At 47.5% G+C, this 18,554-nt stretch carries 18 protein-coding genes; 5 read left to right on the forward strand and 13 right to left on the reverse strand.

Annotated elements, in window-relative coordinates:
* Positions 1-13: 13 nt before the first annotated feature.
* Positions 14-1,216 (forward strand): MFS transporter, encoded by a 1,203-nt coding sequence (locus tag FB592_RS04120; RefSeq protein WP_141949293.1) that lies wholly within the window; start codon positions 14-16, stop codon positions 1,214-1,216.
* On the opposite strand, the gene FB592_RS04125 is transcribed toward FB592_RS04120, so the two are convergent.
* The 6 genes from FB592_RS04125 to sigY are packed head-to-tail and all read right to left on the reverse strand — an operon-like array spanning position 1,213 to position 4,117.
* Positions 1,213-1,989, reverse strand: a complete 777-nt coding sequence (locus tag FB592_RS04125; RefSeq protein ID WP_021480961.1) for an ABC transporter permease — start codon at positions 1,987-1,989, stop codon at positions 1,213-1,215. The two genes, FB592_RS04120 and FB592_RS04125, sit on opposite strands and share 4 nt — an antisense overlap.
* Complete coding sequence (locus FB592_RS04130; protein ID WP_003244494.1) at positions 1,986-2,873, reverse strand: ABC transporter ATP-binding protein; 888 nt, start codon at positions 2,871-2,873, stop codon at positions 1,986-1,988. Before FB592_RS04130 ends, FB592_RS04125 begins: the two co-directional genes overlap by 4 nt.
* A 6-nt stretch (positions 2,874-2,879) precedes the next feature.
* The gene (yxlE, locus tag FB592_RS04135) at positions 2,880-3,068 is read right to left on the reverse strand and encodes a sigma Y negative regulator YxlE (RefSeq protein ID WP_014481310.1); all 189 of its coding nucleotides are present in this window, start codon (positions 3,066-3,068) and stop codon (positions 2,880-2,882) included.
* Positions 3,065-3,271 (reverse strand): sigma Y negative regulator YxlD, encoded by a 207-nt coding sequence (gene yxlD, locus FB592_RS04140; protein ID WP_014481311.1) that lies wholly within the window; start codon positions 3,269-3,271, stop codon positions 3,065-3,067. Before yxlD ends, yxlE begins: the two co-directional genes overlap by 4 nt.
* The gene (locus FB592_RS04145; protein ID WP_014481312.1) at positions 3,268-3,588 is read right to left on the reverse strand and encodes a YxlC family protein; all 321 of its coding nucleotides are present in this window, start codon (positions 3,586-3,588) and stop codon (positions 3,268-3,270) included. Before FB592_RS04145 ends, yxlD begins: the two co-directional genes overlap by 4 nt.
* A complete protein-coding gene (gene sigY, locus FB592_RS04150) occupies positions 3,581-4,117 on the reverse strand; it encodes an RNA polymerase sigma factor SigY (protein ID WP_014481313.1) in 537 nt (178 codons plus the stop codon). Before sigY ends, FB592_RS04145 begins: the two co-directional genes overlap by 8 nt.
* A gap of 211 nt (positions 4,118-4,328) precedes the next feature.
* Here sigY and FB592_RS04155 point away from each other — a divergent pair, with 211 nt between their 5' ends.
* Positions 4,329-5,702 (forward strand): cytosine permease, encoded by a 1,374-nt coding sequence (locus FB592_RS04155; protein WP_141949294.1) that lies wholly within the window; start codon positions 4,329-4,331, stop codon positions 5,700-5,702.
* Between the two features lie 14 nt (positions 5,703-5,716).
* On the opposite strand, the gene FB592_RS04160 is transcribed toward FB592_RS04155, so the two are convergent.
* From FB592_RS04160 to cydA, 5 genes are all read right to left on the reverse strand, one after another.
* Positions 5,717-6,547, reverse strand: a complete 831-nt coding sequence (locus FB592_RS04160; protein ID WP_003227282.1) for an NAD(P)H-hydrate dehydratase — start codon at positions 6,545-6,547, stop codon at positions 5,717-5,719.
* Between the two features lie 85 nt (positions 6,548-6,632).
* Positions 6,633-8,360 carry a thiol reductant ABC exporter subunit CydC gene (cydC, locus tag FB592_RS04165; protein ID WP_141949295.1) on the reverse strand — a complete coding sequence of 576 codons (1,728 nt, stop codon included), beginning with the start codon at positions 8,358-8,360 and terminating at the stop codon, positions 6,633-6,635.
* On the reverse strand, positions 8,357-10,060 hold the full coding sequence (gene cydD, locus FB592_RS04170; protein ID WP_141949296.1) for a thiol reductant ABC exporter subunit CydD: 1,704 nt from the start codon (positions 10,058-10,060) through the stop codon (positions 8,357-8,359). Before cydD ends, cydC begins: the two co-directional genes overlap by 4 nt.
* Entirely contained in the window at positions 10,060-11,076 is a 1,017-nt protein-coding gene (gene cydB, locus FB592_RS04175) for a cytochrome d ubiquinol oxidase subunit II (RefSeq protein WP_003244559.1), read from the reverse strand. The genes cydD and cydB overlap by 1 nt, the downstream gene beginning before the upstream one ends.
* Positions 11,060-12,466, reverse strand: a complete 1,407-nt coding sequence (gene cydA / locus FB592_RS04180; RefSeq protein WP_014481318.1) for a cytochrome ubiquinol oxidase subunit I — start codon at positions 12,464-12,466, stop codon at positions 11,060-11,062. Before cydA ends, cydB begins: the two co-directional genes overlap by 17 nt.
* 553 nt (positions 12,467-13,019) lie before the next feature.
* Here cydA and cimH point away from each other — a divergent pair.
* From cimH to FB592_RS04195, 3 genes are all read left to right on the forward strand, one after another.
* Entirely contained in the window at positions 13,020-14,372 is a 1,353-nt protein-coding gene (gene cimH, locus FB592_RS04185; RefSeq protein WP_141949297.1) for a citrate/malate transporter CimH, read from the forward strand.
* A gap of 121 nt (positions 14,373-14,493) precedes the next feature.
* Positions 14,494-16,182: a M56 family metallopeptidase gene (locus FB592_RS04190; RefSeq protein WP_141949298.1), complete on the forward strand. Its 1,689-nt coding sequence runs from the start codon at positions 14,494-14,496 to the stop codon at positions 16,180-16,182.
* A gap of 57 nt (positions 16,183-16,239) precedes the next feature.
* A complete protein-coding gene (locus FB592_RS04195; protein WP_049140902.1) occupies positions 16,240-16,437 on the forward strand; it encodes a hypothetical protein in 198 nt (65 codons plus the stop codon).
* Between the two features lie 13 nt (positions 16,438-16,450).
* Here FB592_RS04195 and FB592_RS04200 read toward each other — a convergent pair whose 3' ends face one another.
* Together FB592_RS04200 and msmX are read right to left on the reverse strand one after the other, a co-directional pair.
* Entirely contained in the window at positions 16,451-17,290 is an 840-nt protein-coding gene (locus FB592_RS04200; protein WP_041850354.1) for a polysaccharide deacetylase family protein, read from the reverse strand.
* Between the two features lie 107 nt (positions 17,291-17,397).
* On the reverse strand, positions 17,398-18,495 hold the full coding sequence (gene msmX, locus FB592_RS04205; RefSeq protein ID WP_003242648.1) for a maltodextrin ABC transporter ATP-binding protein MsmX: 1,098 nt from the start codon (positions 18,493-18,495) through the stop codon (positions 17,398-17,400).
* Positions 18,496-18,554: the final 59 nt, after the last annotated feature.

Consider the following 18,554-nt stretch of genomic DNA (forward strand, 5'->3'; position numbering starts at 1 on the left):
GTGGAGAGATACGATGGAATTACAGCAGGACTTGATTCCTCAGAAAAAAACAATCGGCGCTTTAGATCACGCCGTTTTTTTATGCATGGTATTTTGTTTCTGGTTTTCAGGCTATATTTACGTTCCTGTATTCAGTCTGTATTTGGAGGATCTGCACTTTTCATATGGCGCAATCGGCATCATTCTCGGCAGCTACGGGGTCACGCAAATCCTTCTGCGATTCCCGCTCGGCCTTGTGTCAGACATCCTGTTTTCCTTGCGCAAGCAATTGTTAATTGCCGGGTTCGGCTTTTCCGTCCTCAGCAGCCTGCTTTTTCTGATGTTTGATTCTTTCTTCTTCGTGCTGGCCGCCCGGCTTTTCGCGGGAATCACTGCTTCTATGTGGGTGATGGCGACCATTTTATACGCACATTATTTCAACAATGTCAATGCATCAAAAGCAATGGGCATCATGCAGTTTTTTACCGTCATGCCTCAGTTTGCCAGCATTGTGTTCTGCGGGCTTGCGGCAGCCCATTTAGGCAGGCAGGTCCCTTTTTGGATGGCGCTGGCAGCCTCGGTCGCAGGTCTGGTGATCTGCTGCTTTATTAAGGATCCGTCTGCTCCTCCCGCAAACCGTGACACCATTCGTGTCAATCAGTACATCAAAGATACATTGCGGCTGCCAAAGCTGAAGCTTTTCACCATCCTGTCTATGACGGCCCATGCCGTATTATTTATCACAGTGTTTGGTTTTACGCCGCTTTACATGAATCAGCTCGGAATGGGCGACGCGGAGCTGCTTTGGGTGATGAGCGCCTTTTTCCTCCCACACGCAGCCGCCACATTAAGCTTTGTGTTTCTGCGATTTACAAGCCGTATCGCTTACTCCGTGATGCTCATTAGTTTCGCAGTCACCGGGGTCTGTCTGCTATACGTTCCTTTTTCAGCTGCATTGTTCACGGTTTGCATCACACACGCCTGTATCGGACTGGCGCTCGGCTTCGTTTTTCCTCTGCTGCTAAGCCATGTCGTCGAAATCAGTTCTGCCCGTTTAAAAATGTCAGTGATGGGGTTTTATCAATCATTTTATGCGCTAGGCATCTTCCTCGGGCCCCTTCTTGCCGGAAAAATCGCACAGCTTATCGGGCTTGCGGGAGTTTTTTATGGAGCCGGGTCTCTGGCATTTGCCGCCTTTTTTGTGATGCTCGCGCAAAAACGTAACATGATCAATTAATAGCTTTCATACCGCCGGAAGCGCCACACAGAAAACACGGCCAGAAGCATGATGCACAGAATGGAGAAAGTGAGTGACCATCCGAAAAAATCTGCCCGCTCTCCATGAAGAAGGATATGCTCCGCCTGCTTGCAAATCTCAGCCGGAAGCCACTTCGCACCATCTGGAAATAGTGAAACAGCAAAGGAAACGGCTGCTGTGAGCCCGATCCCGCAAGCCGCAGCTGCTCCGACAGACCGGAATATCGTACTTCCCGCAAGGCCGGCGGTCACAATAAATATCACCCAAAGCGCGTAAAGGCCAAGGCTTGCGGCAAAGCGGCTGAATGATGCGTCCTCAAACAGCAGCCGAACGTAATAATAAGCAAGCCCGTATCCAGCTGCAAACGACATAATGCCGATCACGCTTTGGATGAGCCATTTACTCACGATATAATGGGCTGCCGTTACAGGCCGCGACATAATCAGCGCTGTTACCCCTTGATTTCTTTCATTGGCTACACTGCCCATCACGCTAAAGATGACCAGAGCCATGCCAAGCGTGTTGAATTGAGAAAGCGTGCTGACCATCACTTCAGACCCGGAGGGCGTCGTAAAACTAATCTTCATGCCGTCAGGAAGGTTCCCTCCATGTGCGATGATTTCCGGCATATAATAAATGGTCAGCGGCTGTGTCAGCCCGACGATCATCATCGCAATCGGCAGCCAAATCAGCTTGCCGCTTTTCCATCCTTCCAGCCACTCCTTCTGCAATAGCGCCATCATCACCTTCATGCGTGCACCACCTTTAGATAGACGTCTTCTAGAGACTCCGTTTTCTGTTCAAATCGGGTGACGGTCAATCCCTTTCGGATACAGTCACTTAATAATGACCGGCCAGCGTGTATATCAGGCAGCTCGAAAACAGCTTGGGACGGATTCTTATAGACAATAGCTGAGACGTAAGGCTTCTCTTCAAGCCAGCCTTCCAGCTTCTCTTTCACTGAAAGGGTAAAAACGTTCGTTTGCTGCTGTTGTTTCAGCTCCTGTAACTCGCCTTTCCATGAAATTTCACCGTTTTTCATAATCACCACTTGATCACACACCTGCTCTGCATCGTGCAAAACATGTGTAGAAAACAGAACGGCCATATGCTTTTTCAGCTCCCGCATCATGTCCAGCACCTCGAACCGCCCTGTCGGATCAAGAGCAGACACCGGTTCATCCAATATCAAAAACTTCGGTTTATGGAGCAGTGCCTGTGCCAGACCGAGTCTTTGTTTCATGCCTCCTGAATAGCCCCCGATCCTTTTGTGCGCCGCTTCGTGCAAACCGACAAATTCCAGCATCTCGCCGATTTTCTCTTGGCATTTTCTCTTCGAAAGGCCGGACAGTCTCCCCGCAAATGTCAAAAATTCATTTGCGGTCATCCACGAATAAAAAGCAGGATACTGCGGGAGGTACCCAATCAAACGCCGATCCAGCTTTTTCTCTCCTAACAGCTTTATGGTTCCAGAGGTTGGCGAAAGCAGTCCGGCCAGCATTTGCAGAGTCGTGGTTTTGCCGGCTCCATTAGGTCCTAATAGTGCGACACACTCATTTTCATTCACGTGAAAACTGACATTCTTTACAGCTTCATGGTGCCTGTACGATTTGCATAATGATTCAATAGACAGCATATCGGCTTACCTTTGCTTTCTGCCGACGGTAAAAAACAAAATCGGCCCGATAATATTGATACATACGATGATTGCAGCCCACATCCACTTTGGCCCGTTCGTCCGCTCTTCTTTTATACAGCTGATGAGGGCAAAAACCGCCAAAGCCAGCTGTAATACAACCAGCGGCAAAATCATTTCCCAAGAAATATTCATTGCTTGATCCCCCTTTTCTTCCGATCCGGCCTAATGACAAAAAAGTAATAACAAATCAGAGGCATCGGTGCTGTAATCAGTCCGACAATTCCCCAAATCCATGCCATGCGATTTCGTTTTTTCGCATCAATAAATAAAAAGATTCCCTGCGCCAATACGATGAGATAAGCCGCAACCGTTATGACGATTTCTGTTTGTGTCATCTGCGTTTCACCTCGCATTCGCCGAGATGCCTTTTTTTCTCAGCCGCAATCAAAATCGGCAGCACCGCAAGCACACAAACCTGAAGCACAATAAACACAGCAGGAGCTTGAGTGAAAGCATAGATTGCAGCACTCACAACCATCAGTGCGCAGAATACAAATAAAATGATCTCTTGAAGAAGTTTTTTTCTGTATTCAGCTTTCATTTGTGACAGCTGGTGAAGCAGTTCTTTTTGATTCGGTATAGAGGGATTGGCTGTTTGATCAATTTTTTTCCATTCTGACTTCAAATGATCAGAAAGCTTTTCTTTATTCATCGTCCCACTCCTTTCTGATTTGCTGGAGCCCTTTATGAACTCTGGACTTTACAGTGCCTTCTTTGATTTGAAGCATCATCCCGATTTCGGCGTAGGTATAGCCGTAGTAATGCCTTAATAAAACTGGTGTGCGCAGTTTAGGGTCCAGCTTTGAAAACAGATCGAGCGTTTCGCTCCACTCTGCCCCTTTCGCCGACACGTCCCACTTGATCTTGCGGATTGTTTCCTCCGTAACTGTCTGATTCCGTTTCCATTCTCTCTTTCTCTTTTTCTGGTGATCGAGATAGAGCCGCGATGCAATGGAGATCAGCCACGTGGAGAATTTTGAACGGCCCTGAAAGCTTCTTAAATGGATGTACCCTTTCAGAAAGGTTTCCTGAACAAGTTCCTCGCTGAGATCGGGGTGAAGGGAAAGCTTTAACAAGTATTTATATAAGAAAGAATAGTGATAGTGGAAAAGGGCTGTAAACGCCTCGTCGTTTCCCTCTTTCGCCTGCTGTATCAGCCGCTGTTCTTCTTGTGTATCCAATGACCATGATCCCCCCTTTTTTGTTTTTCTGCCTTATGAGACGACACCGGATTCAAAAGCGTTCATCTTTTTTACAATTCTTTTCAGCCATTGACAGATCAAGCTTCCCGGCCGTTTGGCTGCATATCCTTATTTGTAAACCCCCTCATAGTCTGTTAAGCTATGACTTTATGTCGATTTCAAAAAAACATCCAATATGGAGGACGATGCATTGAAAGTAGAAAGGCGAACGATTGAATATATTCCGAATGAAGAAAGACATGGTAAAGCGAAAGATTTATTTCCCGTATGGTTCGGGGCTAATATGCATATCACCACGTTAGTGACCGGCACGATTCCCGTTGCAATGGGACTTAATCTGTTTTGGAGTGTTGCCGCTATTATTTGCGGAACCTTAATCGGTGCCATATTTATGGCGTCTCATTCCGCGCAAGGCCCTCAGCTAGGCATCCCGCAAATGATTCAAAGCCGTGCCCAATTCGGCGTAATCGGAGCGATTCTTCCCCTCTTCTTAGTCATGTTTATCTACCTTGGTTTCTTCGCAAGCAGCACGATTCTGGCGGCCGGAACCTTAAGCAGCTTTGTTCCCATCCCGGGTTCATGGAGCATTATAGGCTTAAGTGCCATATGTTTTTTACTCACCATTTTCGGCCATGATTTGATTCACAAAATGCAAAAAATCCTTTCTTGGACCTCTTTTGCTGTATTTTTTGCTGCAACGATTCTCATTTTTCAATTGCCGATTCCGGCAGGCAGCTGGATTCCCGGAGCGATTGATCTGCCAATTTTCTTGGTGGCAGTCAGCGCAGTTGCGACGTGGCAGCTTGCCTACGCGCCGTATGTTGCCGATTATTCAAGATATCTGCCAGTTAAAACACCGGCTTCAAAAACATTTTGGTACAGCTATGCAGGTACATCTGTCAGCTCCATCTGGATGATGCTGCTCGGCGCATTGCTGACAACCTCACTTCCTGACTTTACGGCAAATTCAGGCAGCCAGATTGTCCAATTGTTCGGTCCCTTCTCGTTTATTATGCTGATCATTGTGTTATTTGGGCAAATGGCAATCAATGTTTTTAACCTGTATGGGGCTTTCATGTCCACGACAACAACGCTGGAGCCGTTTCTGAAATTAAAAGTCACGCCCAAAGTCAGAATCATCATGATCCTGGGTGTCACGCTTGTCGGCACAGTCTTAAGCCTACTGGGACAGAGCAATTTTATGGAACTGTTTTTGAATTTTATCTTTTTCATCAGTTATTTCTTAATTCCGTGGACGGCAATCAATTTAGTCGATTACTACTTCGTCCGCCACGGAAAGTATCAAGTCAAAGCCATGTTCGACGTAAACGGGCCTTATGGAAAGGTCAATTGGATCACCACAATTGCGTTCGTTCTGTCTATCTTGCTGGAAATTCCGTTTATCAACACAAGCTTTTACATCGGACCGCTTGCCAAAATGTTTGGCGGCGGAGACATCGCATGGATTATCGGCTTGGCCGTGCCTTCTGTGCTTTACTATGTATTAATGAAACCGCGTCTGAAAAAACGGGCGGGGTATCAAGAAAAGCTGTCTTCTCTCTGAAGACAGCTTTTTTATCATTCAAATCGTTTCCACACGCGGGGCAGGATGTCAGATAGCTCATGAGCGAGCAACGTATGAGCGGAGTGCTCGTCCGTCCAGAGCTCGGCGCACGCACCATGCAAATAGACCGCGTTTAATATGGCGTGCTTTGGATCTTCATGGCAGCAGAGCATCCCCAATATCATGCCCGTCAGTGTGTCACCGGTTCCGCCCTTGGCGAGCGCCCCGTTTCCGGTTGGATTGAGCCAGCAGTCTCCATCAGGAAACGCGATGACGGTTTGGTTTCCTTTTAACACAATGACAGTCTGCAGCTGAGCCGCCCACTCCTTTGCATATTCCGCTCTTTTTTTCTGCAATTCGTTCACGGGCACCCCTGTCATTCGGGAAAACTCGCCCGGGTGCGGCGTGAGGATGACGGGGGCCTCCCGTTTCGGATATGTGCGCTTCGCCAGCGCTCCGGCATCCAAAATAACAGGACAATCAGCCGTAAGCACATGATCGACTGCCTGCTGTACGCTTTCCGTTTGCGGAAGGCCCGATCCGATGGCAATGGCTCGGTACGTCTCTTCAAGCTGAGCATCCGCCGCCTTTTTCCAGCCGTCACGCCAATAGGTCGCCTCGGGCAAAACAGGAACAATTAGCGGGATTACGCTTTCTGATGTACCGATGACAAGCTTGCCGAGACCGCTCCGCATGGCCCCAAGCCCTGCAAGCAGCGCTGCCCCCGGCATGTCGTCACTTCCAGCCAGCAGCAAAGCCGTACCGTACGTGCCTTTATGGCTCTCCGCATCTCTTTCAGGAAGCGTGGCCCTTACATGCTCTTCCGTCCAATATGGAACATTCATCTCTATCCCTCCTCTGCTTTCTTTTCCTATTTTTCCTGTCCCTTTTCTTTTTCAAACAAAAAAGACAGCCTTTTAGGGCTGTCTTCTATTTTACAGGAACATCAAGGTGATATAGACGGCGATATCGTTCGTTTGCCGCCAGCAGCTCCTCATGGGTTCCTTCCATTTCTGTTTTGCCGTTTTCGAGAAATACGATTTTATCAGCCGCTTCCACTCCCGCGAGATGGTGGGTAATCCATAAAATCGTTTTTCCTTTCAGCACCTCAAACACCGTTTCCATCAATTCACGTTCGGTAATAGGATCGAGGCCGACTGTTGGCTCATCGAGGATGATGATCGGTGTATCCTGCAGTAAAATCCTCGCAAGCGCGATCCGCTGGCGCTCTCCACCGGAAAAACGGATGCCCGTTTCCTGTACAGAGGTATGATATCCGTCAGGCAATGACTCAATGTAGTCATGCAGCTTGACCTGCTTTGCGGCGCGGCGCACATCCTCGTCTCTTGCTTCTCCGTTTCCGAGCCTGATGTTGTTCAAAATACTTGTATCAAACAGGTGCGGTTTTTGATTTAACACGGCCACCGCATCCGCAATCTGATCCTTTAACAGCGCTGTCTCCACTCCGTTTAACGTAACAGAACCGGAGTCCGGTTTCAAGGCGCCCTCGATTAATGCAAGCGATGTTGATTTCCCAGAGCCGCTTCGGCCGAGCAGCGCCATTTTTTCTCCTTGGCGCAGCGTAAAGGAAAAGTTGTCAAGCACTTGGCTGCTGTAATCATAAGAAAACGTCACATCACGAAAGGCCAAGGTGACATCTTGAAGATCGAGCATTTGAGCCCCTGATTCTGTTTGTGACGCCTCCGGCTGAGGAGCCACCTTGTTCATGCGTCTGATAGAATCCTGATAGCCCGGCACTTCGCCTAAGGCATCCGAAAGCGGCAAAAAGGCTTCCGTCAACGGAAACACCACTAGCACAAAAGCGGCAATCATTGTTTTAGCAAGCTCGCCGTCTGCTTGCTGTCCCGCTGTCCAAAACAGCATCAGCAAAATAAGGCCAGCGACAAGGCATTGCGCAGCAAAGTCCCGCCATCTTGTAAAGCGTTGTTTTTTCCGTTCAAGCTCAAACCAATCATGTTCCTCTTTTTCATAAGCATCAATAAAAGCATGCCGGCGTCCGCTGAACATCCAGTCGCTGACACCCATCACAGCATCTGTCAGACGGCTGTACAGCACATTCCGTCCGCTTTTCAGCTTCGCATTCTTCGCTCTCGTCACGAGCAAAGACACAACCGGAAACAATACAACAAGAACAAACAAATAAAGCGCAAGCAATATGGCAAACGGCCAAGAGAAGAAGCCGAGCGCTATCACTGACACAGCATACAGGAGCAAGGCTGAGATCGCAGGAAAAATCGTTTTTAAGAAAGCATCCTGCAAATGCTCAATATCCTCAGACAAAATGCCGAGCATATCCCCCGTGCGAAAACAGGAACGCAGCATCAAAGCACCCGGCTCAAGCATATTGTAAAGGCGGACGCGCATGTCGGATACAATTTTCAAAATGATGTGATGGCCAACGAGCCGTTCCACATATCGCGACACAGACCGGGCAATTCCAAAGGTGCGGACAGCGACAATCGGCACATAAATGAGCAGAATGTTTTCCGGCCTTGTCGCCGCTTTAGAAATCAAAAACCCTGAGGTGAACATGAGAAAAGCAGCAGAAAAAATCGTCACCGCGCCCAAAAAGATAACCAGAACGAACAGGCGGGCATTTTGCTTGATATACGGCAAAATCCATTCTTCTTTCTTCATGCTCTTTCCCCCAGTTGTGCCTTCACGAGTTTGGTGTACACACCATTTTTCGCCAGCAATTCATCGTGAGTCCCGACTTCCGCAACCCTGCCTCCGTCCAGCACGATAATTTCGTCCATATCGAGCATCCAGTGAAGGCGGTGAGTCGCGAGAAAGACGAGCTTGTCCTCAAATAAATCCAGCATCGTTTCTTTTATTTCATATTCTGTTTCGATATCAAGATGGGCGGTCGGCTCATCCAGCAGCAGGATCGGACGGTTTCCCAAAAAGGCGCGGGCCAGCGCGACACGCTGTGCCTGGCCGCCGCTGAGCGCCCGGCCGCCTTCCCCGATCCGCCCCTCTAATCCTTCAGGAAGGTTGTCCACCAGTTCCGCCAGTCCTGCCGCCGCAGCAGCACGGGCTGTATCCTCTGCCGAAGCGCTTGGATGGTAGAAGCGAATGTTGTTGCCAAGCGTATCATCAAAAATGTACGGATGCTGGGGAATGTAAAGAAGGTTCTTCTGCCAGCTGCCGTCCTGCAAATGGGACCGGCTTGTGCCATTAACCTCAATCATCCCGCCATCCGGCTCTAAAAATCCGCCGAGAATATCAATTAATGTTGATTTTCCGGCGCCGCTTGCACCGATAATGCCGATTTTTTTCTTGCCCTTGAATGAGAGATGAATATCAGACACCGAACGGCCGACTGACACGCCTGACAGCTTCAGCTCATCCTGATCGGACCAAGCCTCGAGCTGAAGCGGCGTCTCTTCTTTAAAACCAGGCTGCGACAAAATCTCTTGAATGGTTTTTCCTGCTTCCTGGCCGTTCAGCGTTGCATGATAATCATTCCCCACTTCCCGCACCGGCAGAAAATACTCAGGTGCCAGAATAAGCGCCGTTAAAGCAGGGCCAAGCAAAATATCGCCGTCAATGAGGCGCAGGCCCAGAAATACTGCGACTGTCGCCACCGACAGCATCGTGAAAAAATCGAGGGCGAATGATGACAAAAACGCCACCCGGAGTGTGCTCATCGTTGCCTTGCGATACCGCTCACTCACATAGAAAATATTTTTGCTGTGTGACTTGCTCAAACCTAGGAAACGCAATGTCTCCAGCCCGCGAAGAGAATCAACAAAATGATTGGAAAGTCTCTGATAGGATTTCCACTGACGATCCGCTTTTCTCTGCGCGACAAGGCCGAGGAGAATCATAAAGATGATCAGAATCGGCATAGCAGCGACTAAAATGATGGCTGATGTCCGATCCTGAAAAAACACATAAATGACAACTGCCGCAGGCACAATCGCCATGCTGACCATTTTCGGCAGAAACAGCTCCAGGTAGCGGCGGAACTGGCTGATGCCTTCCATCGCCAGCGTCACCATTTGCCCCGTCCCCTCTTTCTTTGCAAAGCGGGGGCCTAATCGGAACAGCTGATCAAGAAAACTTTTCCTCAAATCTGCTCCTGTCCGGGCGGCGTATTGATAGACGATTTTCTGTCGCGCCACCGTCACCCCGTGCCGGGCGATAAAAGCGATGAGGAAAAAGCTGATCACCGGAAAAAGAGAGGTAATGCCCTTCCCGTTGAACAGTCCGGTTACGGCCTCACTCAGCCACTCTGCCTGCATAATAATGGCGGCTGTCTGAATCAGCGTTAAACAAGTAATCAAGGTGAGAATCCGCTTCATTCCTTTATATCGAAACAGGTCTTTTCCCATTAATAAGTCATAGGCTCCTTATGGCTGACGCGCTTCCGGAAGACATAATAGCTCCAGATCTGGCTGCCGATGACGAACGGCAATAGCGTTAATGCTGCAATTGACATGACTTTAAGCGAATAATCTCCGGAAGAAGCGTTAGCTACTGTTAAATCGTATGCGCTATGAAGCGAGCTGACCATTACGCGAGGGAATAGGGAAATAAAGATCATTCCCACGGTCAGCGCCAGACCAGCGCCTGTCATCCCAAATGTCCAGCCGTCTTTTTTCTTACGAATAAATACAGCCGCGAGCATAAAGCAGATGACAATCAAAACAGCGAGCGGAATGGTAATCTCGCCGCGGCGTGTAAACATGTCTGTCTGATACGCAGAAAGGGCCGCGAAGGCAAGAACCGCTACAAAAACAACACCCATTATCTTTTGCGCCATTTTCCGGGCGCGGTTTTGCAAATCACCAATCGTACGCAGCGTGATAAACATTAATCCATGCTGGAAGCAAAGAAGTGTTACCGTCACACCGCCAAGTATAGAATATACATTGATATAATCAGATACATGTGCGTGAATGTTCATGTCGGCATCAATCGGCATCCCGCGGAATAATGTCGTGAACAGCACACCAAGCACAAACGGAGGAATCAGACTGCCGAAGAAAACGACCCAGTCCCAAACCTTTACCCATTTTAAATGATCCACCTTGCCGCGGAACTCAAACGCGACCCCGCGGCCCATTAACGCAAGCAGCACTATGACAAACGGAATGTAATAACCGCTCAGCATCGTTGCATACCAGTTTGGGAATGCCGCGAAAATGGCGCCTGCGCCAGTCAAAAGCCACACTTCATTCGCGTCCCAGAACGGCCCGATCGTGTTGATCAGCACTCTGCGTTCTAATTCATTATGGCCAAGAAAACGGGTCGCCATGCCGACCCCGAAATCAAAGCCCTCCAAAAAGAAGAATCCTACAAACAATACAGCAACGAGTATAAACCAAAGATCATGAAGAGATGCCATGGTATACCTCCTGACTAAATGGATCTGTTGATACAGGAACATCATGATGATCACTATGCTCCGCACCTTTTTTAATCTCACGGATAAACAAGAAGACAAGCAGTGCACCAAGAATCATGTACATCACACCGAATGCGATGATTGAGAATAACAAGGAGCCCGCTGTTACGTTAGGTGACACAGATTGAGCGGTTGTCATTAACCCCATAACCGTCCAAGGCTGACGTCCGATTTCTGTCATAATCCAGCCCGCGGAGTTCGCAAGAAACGGGAAGGAAATCAACGCGATCATGATGCGCAAATACCATTTGCTGTTTTCAAGCTTTTTGCGGCGGTTTAACCAAAGGCCGCCTAACGCAGCAAGAATCATGACAACACCTGCTCCTACCATGATGCGGAAGCTCCAGAATGTCGTTTTCACTGGCGGAATGTAGTCGCCTTTTCCGTATATTTTTTCGTACTCAGCCTGAAGGGTTTTCATCCCTTTGACACTTCCGCTGAATTTCTGATAAGCCAAGTAGCTCAAGGCATAAGGAACTTTGATTTCATTTGAGCTTTTTTCATTTTTTGTATCGATCGTCGCAAAAGCGGTCCAAGCAGCAGGGTCACCGCTGTCTTCCCATAGGCCTTCACTGGCAGCCATTTTCATCGGCTGTGATTCCATCAAGTGCTCAGCCTGCATGTGTCCGCTAAGGCCGACGCCAAGACCGGCACAAAGGCCGACGATCATTGCGAGTTTAAAAGATTGCTTAAAGAACGGCACTTCTTTTTTCTTCAGCAGTTTAAAAGCACTCACTCCGGCAATAAAGAAAGCTCCAGTGGCAAGCGCACCGAAAATAACGTGCGGGAATTCAACCCAAAGCTGAGGGTTTGTAATCAACGCGCCAAAATCATTCATTTCCGCGCGGCCGTTTTTGATCGTAAAGCCGACCGGCTCCTGCATAAAGGAGTTTGCTGTTAAAATCCAGAAAGATGACATGATCGTTCCGAATGATACGAGCCATATGCAGAGAGCGTGAATTTTCTTCGGCAGGCGGTCCCAGCCAAAAATCCATAATCCGATAAAAATAGACTCCATGAAAAACGCCAATAATGCTTCAATCGCAAGCGGCGCACCAAATACATCTCCGACAAAACGGGAGTAATCAGACCAGTTCAGTCCAAACTGGAATTCTTGCAAAATCCCTGTTACAACACCGACTGCGAAATTTATTAAGAATAAGTGTCCCCAAAACTTTGCCATTTTGAGATACAGCTCATTTTTCTTTACAAGATAAAGAGTCTCCATCAACGCAACCATAAACACAAGCCCGATAGACATCGGCACAAACAAGAAGTGAAACAACGTTGTTGATGCAAACTGTATGCGGGCTAATACCAATTCACTCATGCTTTCTCCTCCATTTCCGGTTAAAACTGTAATTTGCTCACTACTTCACAAATAGAACCGAGACTTTGATCAGTAATTCACAAAATAGACGAAAAAAATATTGCTCAATATTTCACAAATGTGTCAAAAAGTCATCCAATATGATGCAAGATTGCCAGACTGACCAAATGACACAATCTCTGACTGGTTCATATTAAGTACTTTACAACGATTCATTTCAAAAATAAAGCCTAAAATACCTAAAAAGTCCCGCCCTATGTGACGGATTTTTGTCTATTTTGTTGCTTATTTATGTCGGCTGCTAGGATAAATGACCCTTTATTATCGTACATCAACACATCGTTCCTTGCGAACAAAATGCTTGCCCTGCACCAGCACTCGTTTCTCAGCACTCCGTCATAAACAAATTTTAGGCAGGATGCCTCTTTTCATTTGAACCGGCAAGTGGAGAAAAGTTGAATAGTAAATTTTTAATATATTAATAATTTCAATTTTTTAGTATACTTAACATAGTGAACAATTTCACTGCATCAAGAATAGGGGAGGTTTTTCAATGGGAGAGCTTCAAACACAAATGCAATTGCAAACGGATACAATTCACGAAGGGGTTCGAAAAGAGAATTGGTTTGCGAAAGCCATGAATATAAAAGTAGGCATCATACCGCTTCCTGTGTATGCCTTGCTGTTTATATTAATCACTGTTTTTGTTATGCATCACGATGTAAAAAGTGACATTTTGACATCCATTGCCGTCATGGCGTTTTTCGGGTTTACCTTTGCCCAAATCGGCAAATCGATACCGATTGTGCGTTCTATCGGCGGCCCGGCCATCCTAGCTACTTTTATTCCGTCCGCTGTCGTGTACTATCACCTGCTGCCTAATGATATCGTCAAATCCACCACAGAATTTACAGAAAACTCAAACTTTCTATATTTGTTTATCACCGGTATTGTCGTCGGAAGCATTCTCGGCATGAAAAGAGAAACACTCGTAAAAGCATTCATGAAAATTTTTATTCCGCTTATTGTCGGTTCTGTCACAGCCGCTATTGTCGGACTGGCTGTCGGGACATTGCTCGGACTCGGATTTCAGCATACCCTGCTGTACATTGTCATTCCGATTATGGCTGGAGGAGTCGGAGAAGGCGCTATCCCGCTGTCCATCGGATATTCTGACATCATGCCCATTTCTCAAGGGGAAGCGTTTGCACTTGTTCTGCCATCGATTATGCTGGGCAGCTTGTGCGCGATTATTCTAGCGGGATTGCTGAACCGCATCGGAAAGAAAAAACCGGAATGGACAGGCAACGGCAAAGTGGACCGCTCCGAAGAAGAGTCCCCTGCGCTGGAGGAATCTCAAAGCGGACAGCAAATGTTCAACCTTTCTTTATTTGCGTCAGGCGGTATCCTTGCTGTTTCTTTATACTTAGTCGGCATGCTCGCTCACGATTTTTTCGGTTTTCCGGCACCCGTTGCCATGCTGTTACTGGCTGTTCTCATAAAGCTGTTCAGATTGGTGCCTGCCTCAATTGAAAATGGTGCGTTTGGAGTGTCCCGCTTCTTTTCAACAGCTGTGACCTACCCGCTTCTCTTTGCGATTGGGGTATCCATGACTCCGTGGGACAAGCTTGTCGCCGCTTTTAACCTCAGCAATATTATCACGATTCTGTCTGTCGTTGTGACCATGATGGCCGTTGGCTTCTTCACTGGAAAATGGCTGAACATGTATCCGATTGAAACCGCCATAATCAATGCGTGTCATTCTGGGCAAGGCGGCACGGGTGACGTTGCCATTTTAAGCGCCGCTGAAAGGCTTGAGCTAATGCCTTTCGCCCAAGTGTCTACCCGCATCGGGGGCGCGATTACAGTATCCTTAACCTTATTGCTGCTGCACCAGTTTTATTGATCCCCGCAAGCAAGTTCTTCGTCAAACGAAAGAGCTTGCTTTTTTGCATGTCCATATTTTTGCAAATTCCCGCCTCATGCTATAGTAATAGTTGGAAATACTAGATAGAAAGGAATATGGCATGCCTATGGGAACTCATCTATTTCTCTTTATGCTTCTCGGGCTGGGATTTTATTTGATATCAGCCCTGGCAGCAAAATTCATTCCGGCCGTAGACTTCTGGATTGATATTGTTCTTTGGGTCGGCGCTGCGGTTTACATCTTCTCTCATCTCTCATTCATGGACGGCATAGTCTCAATCGCGACAATGTTCTTCTGCTATTGGACCGCAATGGATCTCATTGTTTCAGAGCGTGCGGAAAAACCTTCGGGAGACTGGCAGGAAATCGAGCTGGCCAGAAACAAAACACGTCTCCTGTCAGACATTACGCTGACCGCCATTGTGTTTGCAGGGGCTGTTATTTTTTTCATCTATGGACCTGACACAAGCCCTCTCAAATATGTAATCCTTTTCGGCATGATCTCCGGCGGAGGGGCACTGGTGAAGCGAACACTGAATGTTTTTAGCGTAAAGGTTTTTTATTCAGCAGCCTTAGAAAAATTGCATATCTGCTCACACTATGAAATCCGTACATACCCGCTTTCCGATTTGAAGGCCATTCAGCTTGAATCAACGGCAGATCTCTTAAAGCTCCATCCGCTTCTGACGATGTATTCATCACGTCTAGATTTAACAACAAGCTTTCAGCAAGTCATTAAACTGTCTCTTCCCGGCGAAACACTGTTTTTGACGGTGAAGGAACCGCAAAAATGGAAAACAATTCTCCAGGAGTACACAGATGCAGAAAACGATGTGGACAATGTAATTTCTGTTTTGCCGTTTTATCATAGAAAAAATGTGAAGCGGCTGCTCGGTAAGCTTTATTTTGCCGCCAGCGTAAAAGGGGTATCCGCTTACGCCTTATTGGTGCTCGCGTTATACGCATTACACGCCTCTCCATGGGTCATGGCTGTTGCCGTAATCCTGTATTGGGTATTCAACATGTATATGTCAGACCGTGTGTTGCGGGCGGCGATGGACGCCAAGCCTTGTCATCATCCGCATGTACAGGCAGCGGCCGATAAGATTTTCCGATCGGCCGGCATTTCCCATGTCCGCATATACGAAACGGAGAGTGATGATTACAACGGAATGGCAGTAGGCATGAATGTCGGGAGGTCAATGGTCATCCTAACAAGCGCCACACTAACACTTCCACAGCGTGTCATTGAAGGCATTCTGGCCCATGAGGCGATTCATATCAAAAAACGTGACGTTCTGTCATCACAGCTTTTGCGTTTTCTATATCTTGGAGCTGTCGTTGGGATTTTCCTCTTATTTGAGCAACATATCACCCATCCCGAGGCCAACAAAATTGCGCTTTGGGCTTTCATTATGGCAATCATTATCCTGTTCCAGCTCTATCAATCCTTTTGTTCACAATGGATGGAGGTGCGTGCTGACAACCTTGGCGCATCATTGCTGGGGGGCGGTTACAAACAAATGGCTGAAGCCTTGAGAATCTTGGCGGTTCGGCAGGATGAGGACATACAGAAACAAAGTGCCTACAGCTCTGAAGCAGGTGAAGACGAGCTTCAAATTGATTCTCTCACCCGTGATAAAAGCTGGTTTTTCAGATTGATTGATTTTCAGTTCGCTCCTCATCCCCCTATGTATTGGCGTGTCGGCACTTTATTGTCAAACAAAGGACGTGGGGTGCTGAAGCGCTGGCTCAGAGACCGCCTGAAAGAATCGATCACTTTGAAATGAAACCGGTCAGCGTTTCATCCGTATAACAGATATGGTGAAAAAAGGGAGTGACCAGAAGTGATAGTGATCTTATTGATAATAGCTATTATTGTTTTTCTTTCAGTCATTCAGCCGCAGTCATCGGATAATAAAAGCCGCCAGCAGGCGGACAGCGGGTATTTCGGTTATTCAGACAACGGCTCACACCATGATGGATGCGGCAGTGACGGAGGTTTCAGCGATTCCGGCTGTGGCGGCGGAGGGGGCGGCGATTAAACGCCGCCTTTTTTTATTTCATTGATTCGATGTACGCACCAAAAGCCGAGCCCGACATGCCTGGGGACACGCGCACACGATGGAGGGCATACATTCCCTGGTCTCTCGAAGCCGCGCCCGGTTCTGTCGTCACGCCCATTTGATAGCCTGTTTTTTCAGCGGCCTTCAGCGTCTCCTCATTGTAGCGCCCTACCGGATAGCTGATGATGGTGGTTTGCTGATGAAACATGTTGTCAAACAGCTTTTTCGAATCAGCCATCTCACTTTGCTGCTGTTGAGGCGTTAATCCGTTCAGTTCAAGGTGGTCAATCGTATGGCTTTCAATCGATATGCCGTGCTGTGCCATTTCCTTCATTTGTTCCTCTGTCAGATGGTGCTTATGTCCGATCGATTTGCCGATCATAAAAATCGTTGCCTTCATCCCGTACTTTTTCAGCACCGGATACGCATCTTGATAATTGTCGGTGTACCCGTCATCAAATGTGATCAGCACGCACTTCTCACTCGGTTTTTTATCCTGCGTCAGCATGAGATACGCCTCTTTCGGCGTTAATGTCTGATAGCCGTTATCATGAAGCCACTTCATATGCGCCTCGAATTCTTTTTTTGGCACACGGAGGCTGTTTCCTGAAGAAATGCTGTGGTACATCAAAATCGGCAGCTTTGCCGGTTTCTCTGTTTTGATCCATGCGGATGTATCGTCTTCTTTTTTCTGAACTTGTACTGCCTTTTCTTCCGGTTTCTTTTGTTCCGCTTTTGGCATCGGCTGCTCTGCATTCGCCTCTTGATCAGCGCAAGCCGCAAGCGCCAAACAGCTGCCCAAAAGAAAGATGCTTAAAAACAATCGTTTCATCGTTCTCCTGCTTTCTGTCTATTTCTTCCTCCTTTTTCATCGGTTTGATTCTGAGATTTTCAATAGCAAAAAAACCGGACATGTCTCCATGTCCGGTTTTTTTGATCTTATCGGATTCTCACTTCTGTCTCACTGTCAAAGAAATGGCCTTTGTTCATATCAAATGCGACCGTCAGCTCATCGCCCGATTGAATATCGAGGCGGGCGTCGATCCGCGCAATAAAGTCTTGGTTGTCGATCTGCGAATAAATCATGATTTCAGAACCGAGCAGCTCTGCAACATTGATTTTCGCCTTAATCGAAGAGTTCTTATATGATTCCACGACAATCAATTCATCATGTATATCCTCAGGACGGATGCCGAAGATGACCTCTTTGCCGATGTAGCCTTTTTCACGCAGCACTTTCATTTTTCCTTCCGGGACGGTTAATGCCGCAGAACCGATTTTGATTAAGCCATCCGTGAGCTTTCCTTTGAAAAAGTTCATCGCCGGTGATCCGATAAACCCGCCGACAAAGACGTTTTCAGGGAATTCATAAACATCCTTCGGCGTCCCGATCTGCTGAATTTTCCCATCTTTCATGACTACGATCCGTGTCGCCATCGTCAGCGCTTCTGTCTGGTCATGCGTCACATAAATCGTTGTGGTTTGCAGTCTCTGGTGGAGCTTAATGATTTCCGCCCGCATTTGCACCCTCAGCTTGGCGTCCAGGTTTGACAAAGGCTCATCCATCAGGAACACCTTTGCATCCCGCACGATTGCCCGCCCAAGCGCGACCCGCTGTCTCTGTCCGCCTGACAGCGCTTTCGGTTTGCGGTGCAAGTATTCCTCCAGCCCGAGAATTTTAGCGGCTTCTTCGACTCTTTTTTTGATTTCAGGCTTCGGCATTTTCCGAAGCTTGAGCCCGAACGCGATATTATCGTAGACCGTCATATGCGGATAGAGCGCGTAGTTCTGAAATACCATCGCGATATCCCTGTCCTTTGGCGCTACATCATTGACCCGTTTTCCTTCAATATAAAAATCGCCTTTCGAAATTTCTTCAAGTCCTGCGACCATTCGCAGCGTCGTTGATTTCCCGCAGCCGGACGGGCCGACGAATACGATAAATTCCTTATCGGCAATATGAAGGTTAAAGTCATCAACCGCCGGTTCCTTTTGATCATAAAATTTATAAATGTGCTCCATCCGCAATTCAGCCATCTAACATCCCCCTTTATTATTGTAAACGCTTTCTTATATTGAGTGTAACAGCAATTCCC

The organism is Bacillus sp. SJZ110 (assembly GCF_006715455.1).
Classification (GTDB): Bacteria; Bacillota; Bacilli; order Bacillales; family Bacillaceae; genus Bacillus; species Bacillus subtilis.

Bases quoted from the DNA above. Each gene is read 5' to 3' on its own strand.
- FB592_RS04120 (WP_141949293.1), top strand. From the start codon at position 14: ATGGAATTACAGCAGGACTTGATTCCTCAGAAAAAAACAATCGGCGCT.
- FB592_RS04125 (WP_021480961.1), bottom strand. From the start codon at position 1,989: ATGAAGGTGATGATGGCGCTATTGCAGAAGGAGTGGCTGGAAGGATGG.
- FB592_RS04130 (WP_003244494.1), bottom strand. From the start codon at position 2,873: ATGCTGTCTATTGAATCATTATGCAAATCGTACAGGCACCATGAAGCT.
- yxlE (WP_014481310.1), bottom strand. From the start codon at position 3,068: ATGAATATTTCTTGGGAAATGATTTTGCCGCTGGTTGTATTACAGCTG.
- yxlD (WP_014481311.1), bottom strand. From the start codon at position 3,271: ATGACACAAACAGAAATCGTCATAACGGTTGCGGCTTATCTCATCGTA.
- FB592_RS04145 (WP_014481312.1), bottom strand. From the start codon at position 3,588: ATGAATAAAGAAAAGCTTTCTGATCATTTGAAGTCAGAATGGAAAAAA.
- FB592_RS04160 (WP_003227282.1), bottom strand. From the start codon at position 6,547: ATGAATGTTCCATATTGGACGGAAGAGCATGTAAGGGCCACGCTTCCT.
- cydC (WP_141949295.1), bottom strand. From the start codon at position 8,360: ATGAAGAAAGAAGAATGGATTTTGCCGTATATCAAGCAAAATGCCCGC.
- cydD (WP_141949296.1), bottom strand. From the start codon at position 10,060: ATGGGAAAAGACCTGTTTCGATATAAAGGAATGAAGCGGATTCTCACC.
- cydB (WP_003244559.1), bottom strand. From the start codon at position 11,076: ATGGCATCTCTTCATGATCTTTGGTTTATACTCGTTGCTGTATTGTTT.
- cydA (WP_014481318.1), bottom strand. From the start codon at position 12,466: ATGAGTGAATTGGTATTAGCCCGCATACAGTTTGCATCAACAACGTTG.
- cimH (WP_141949297.1), top strand. From the start codon at position 13,020: ATGGGAGAGCTTCAAACACAAATGCAATTGCAAACGGATACAATTCAC.
- FB592_RS04190 (WP_141949298.1), top strand. From the start codon at position 14,494: ATGCCTATGGGAACTCATCTATTTCTCTTTATGCTTCTCGGGCTGGGA.
- FB592_RS04200 (WP_041850354.1), bottom strand. From the start codon at position 17,290: ATGAAACGATTGTTTTTAAGCATCTTTCTTTTGGGCAGCTGTTTGGCG.
- msmX (WP_003242648.1), bottom strand. From the start codon at position 18,495: ATGGCTGAATTGCGGATGGAGCACATTTATAAATTTTATGATCAAAAG.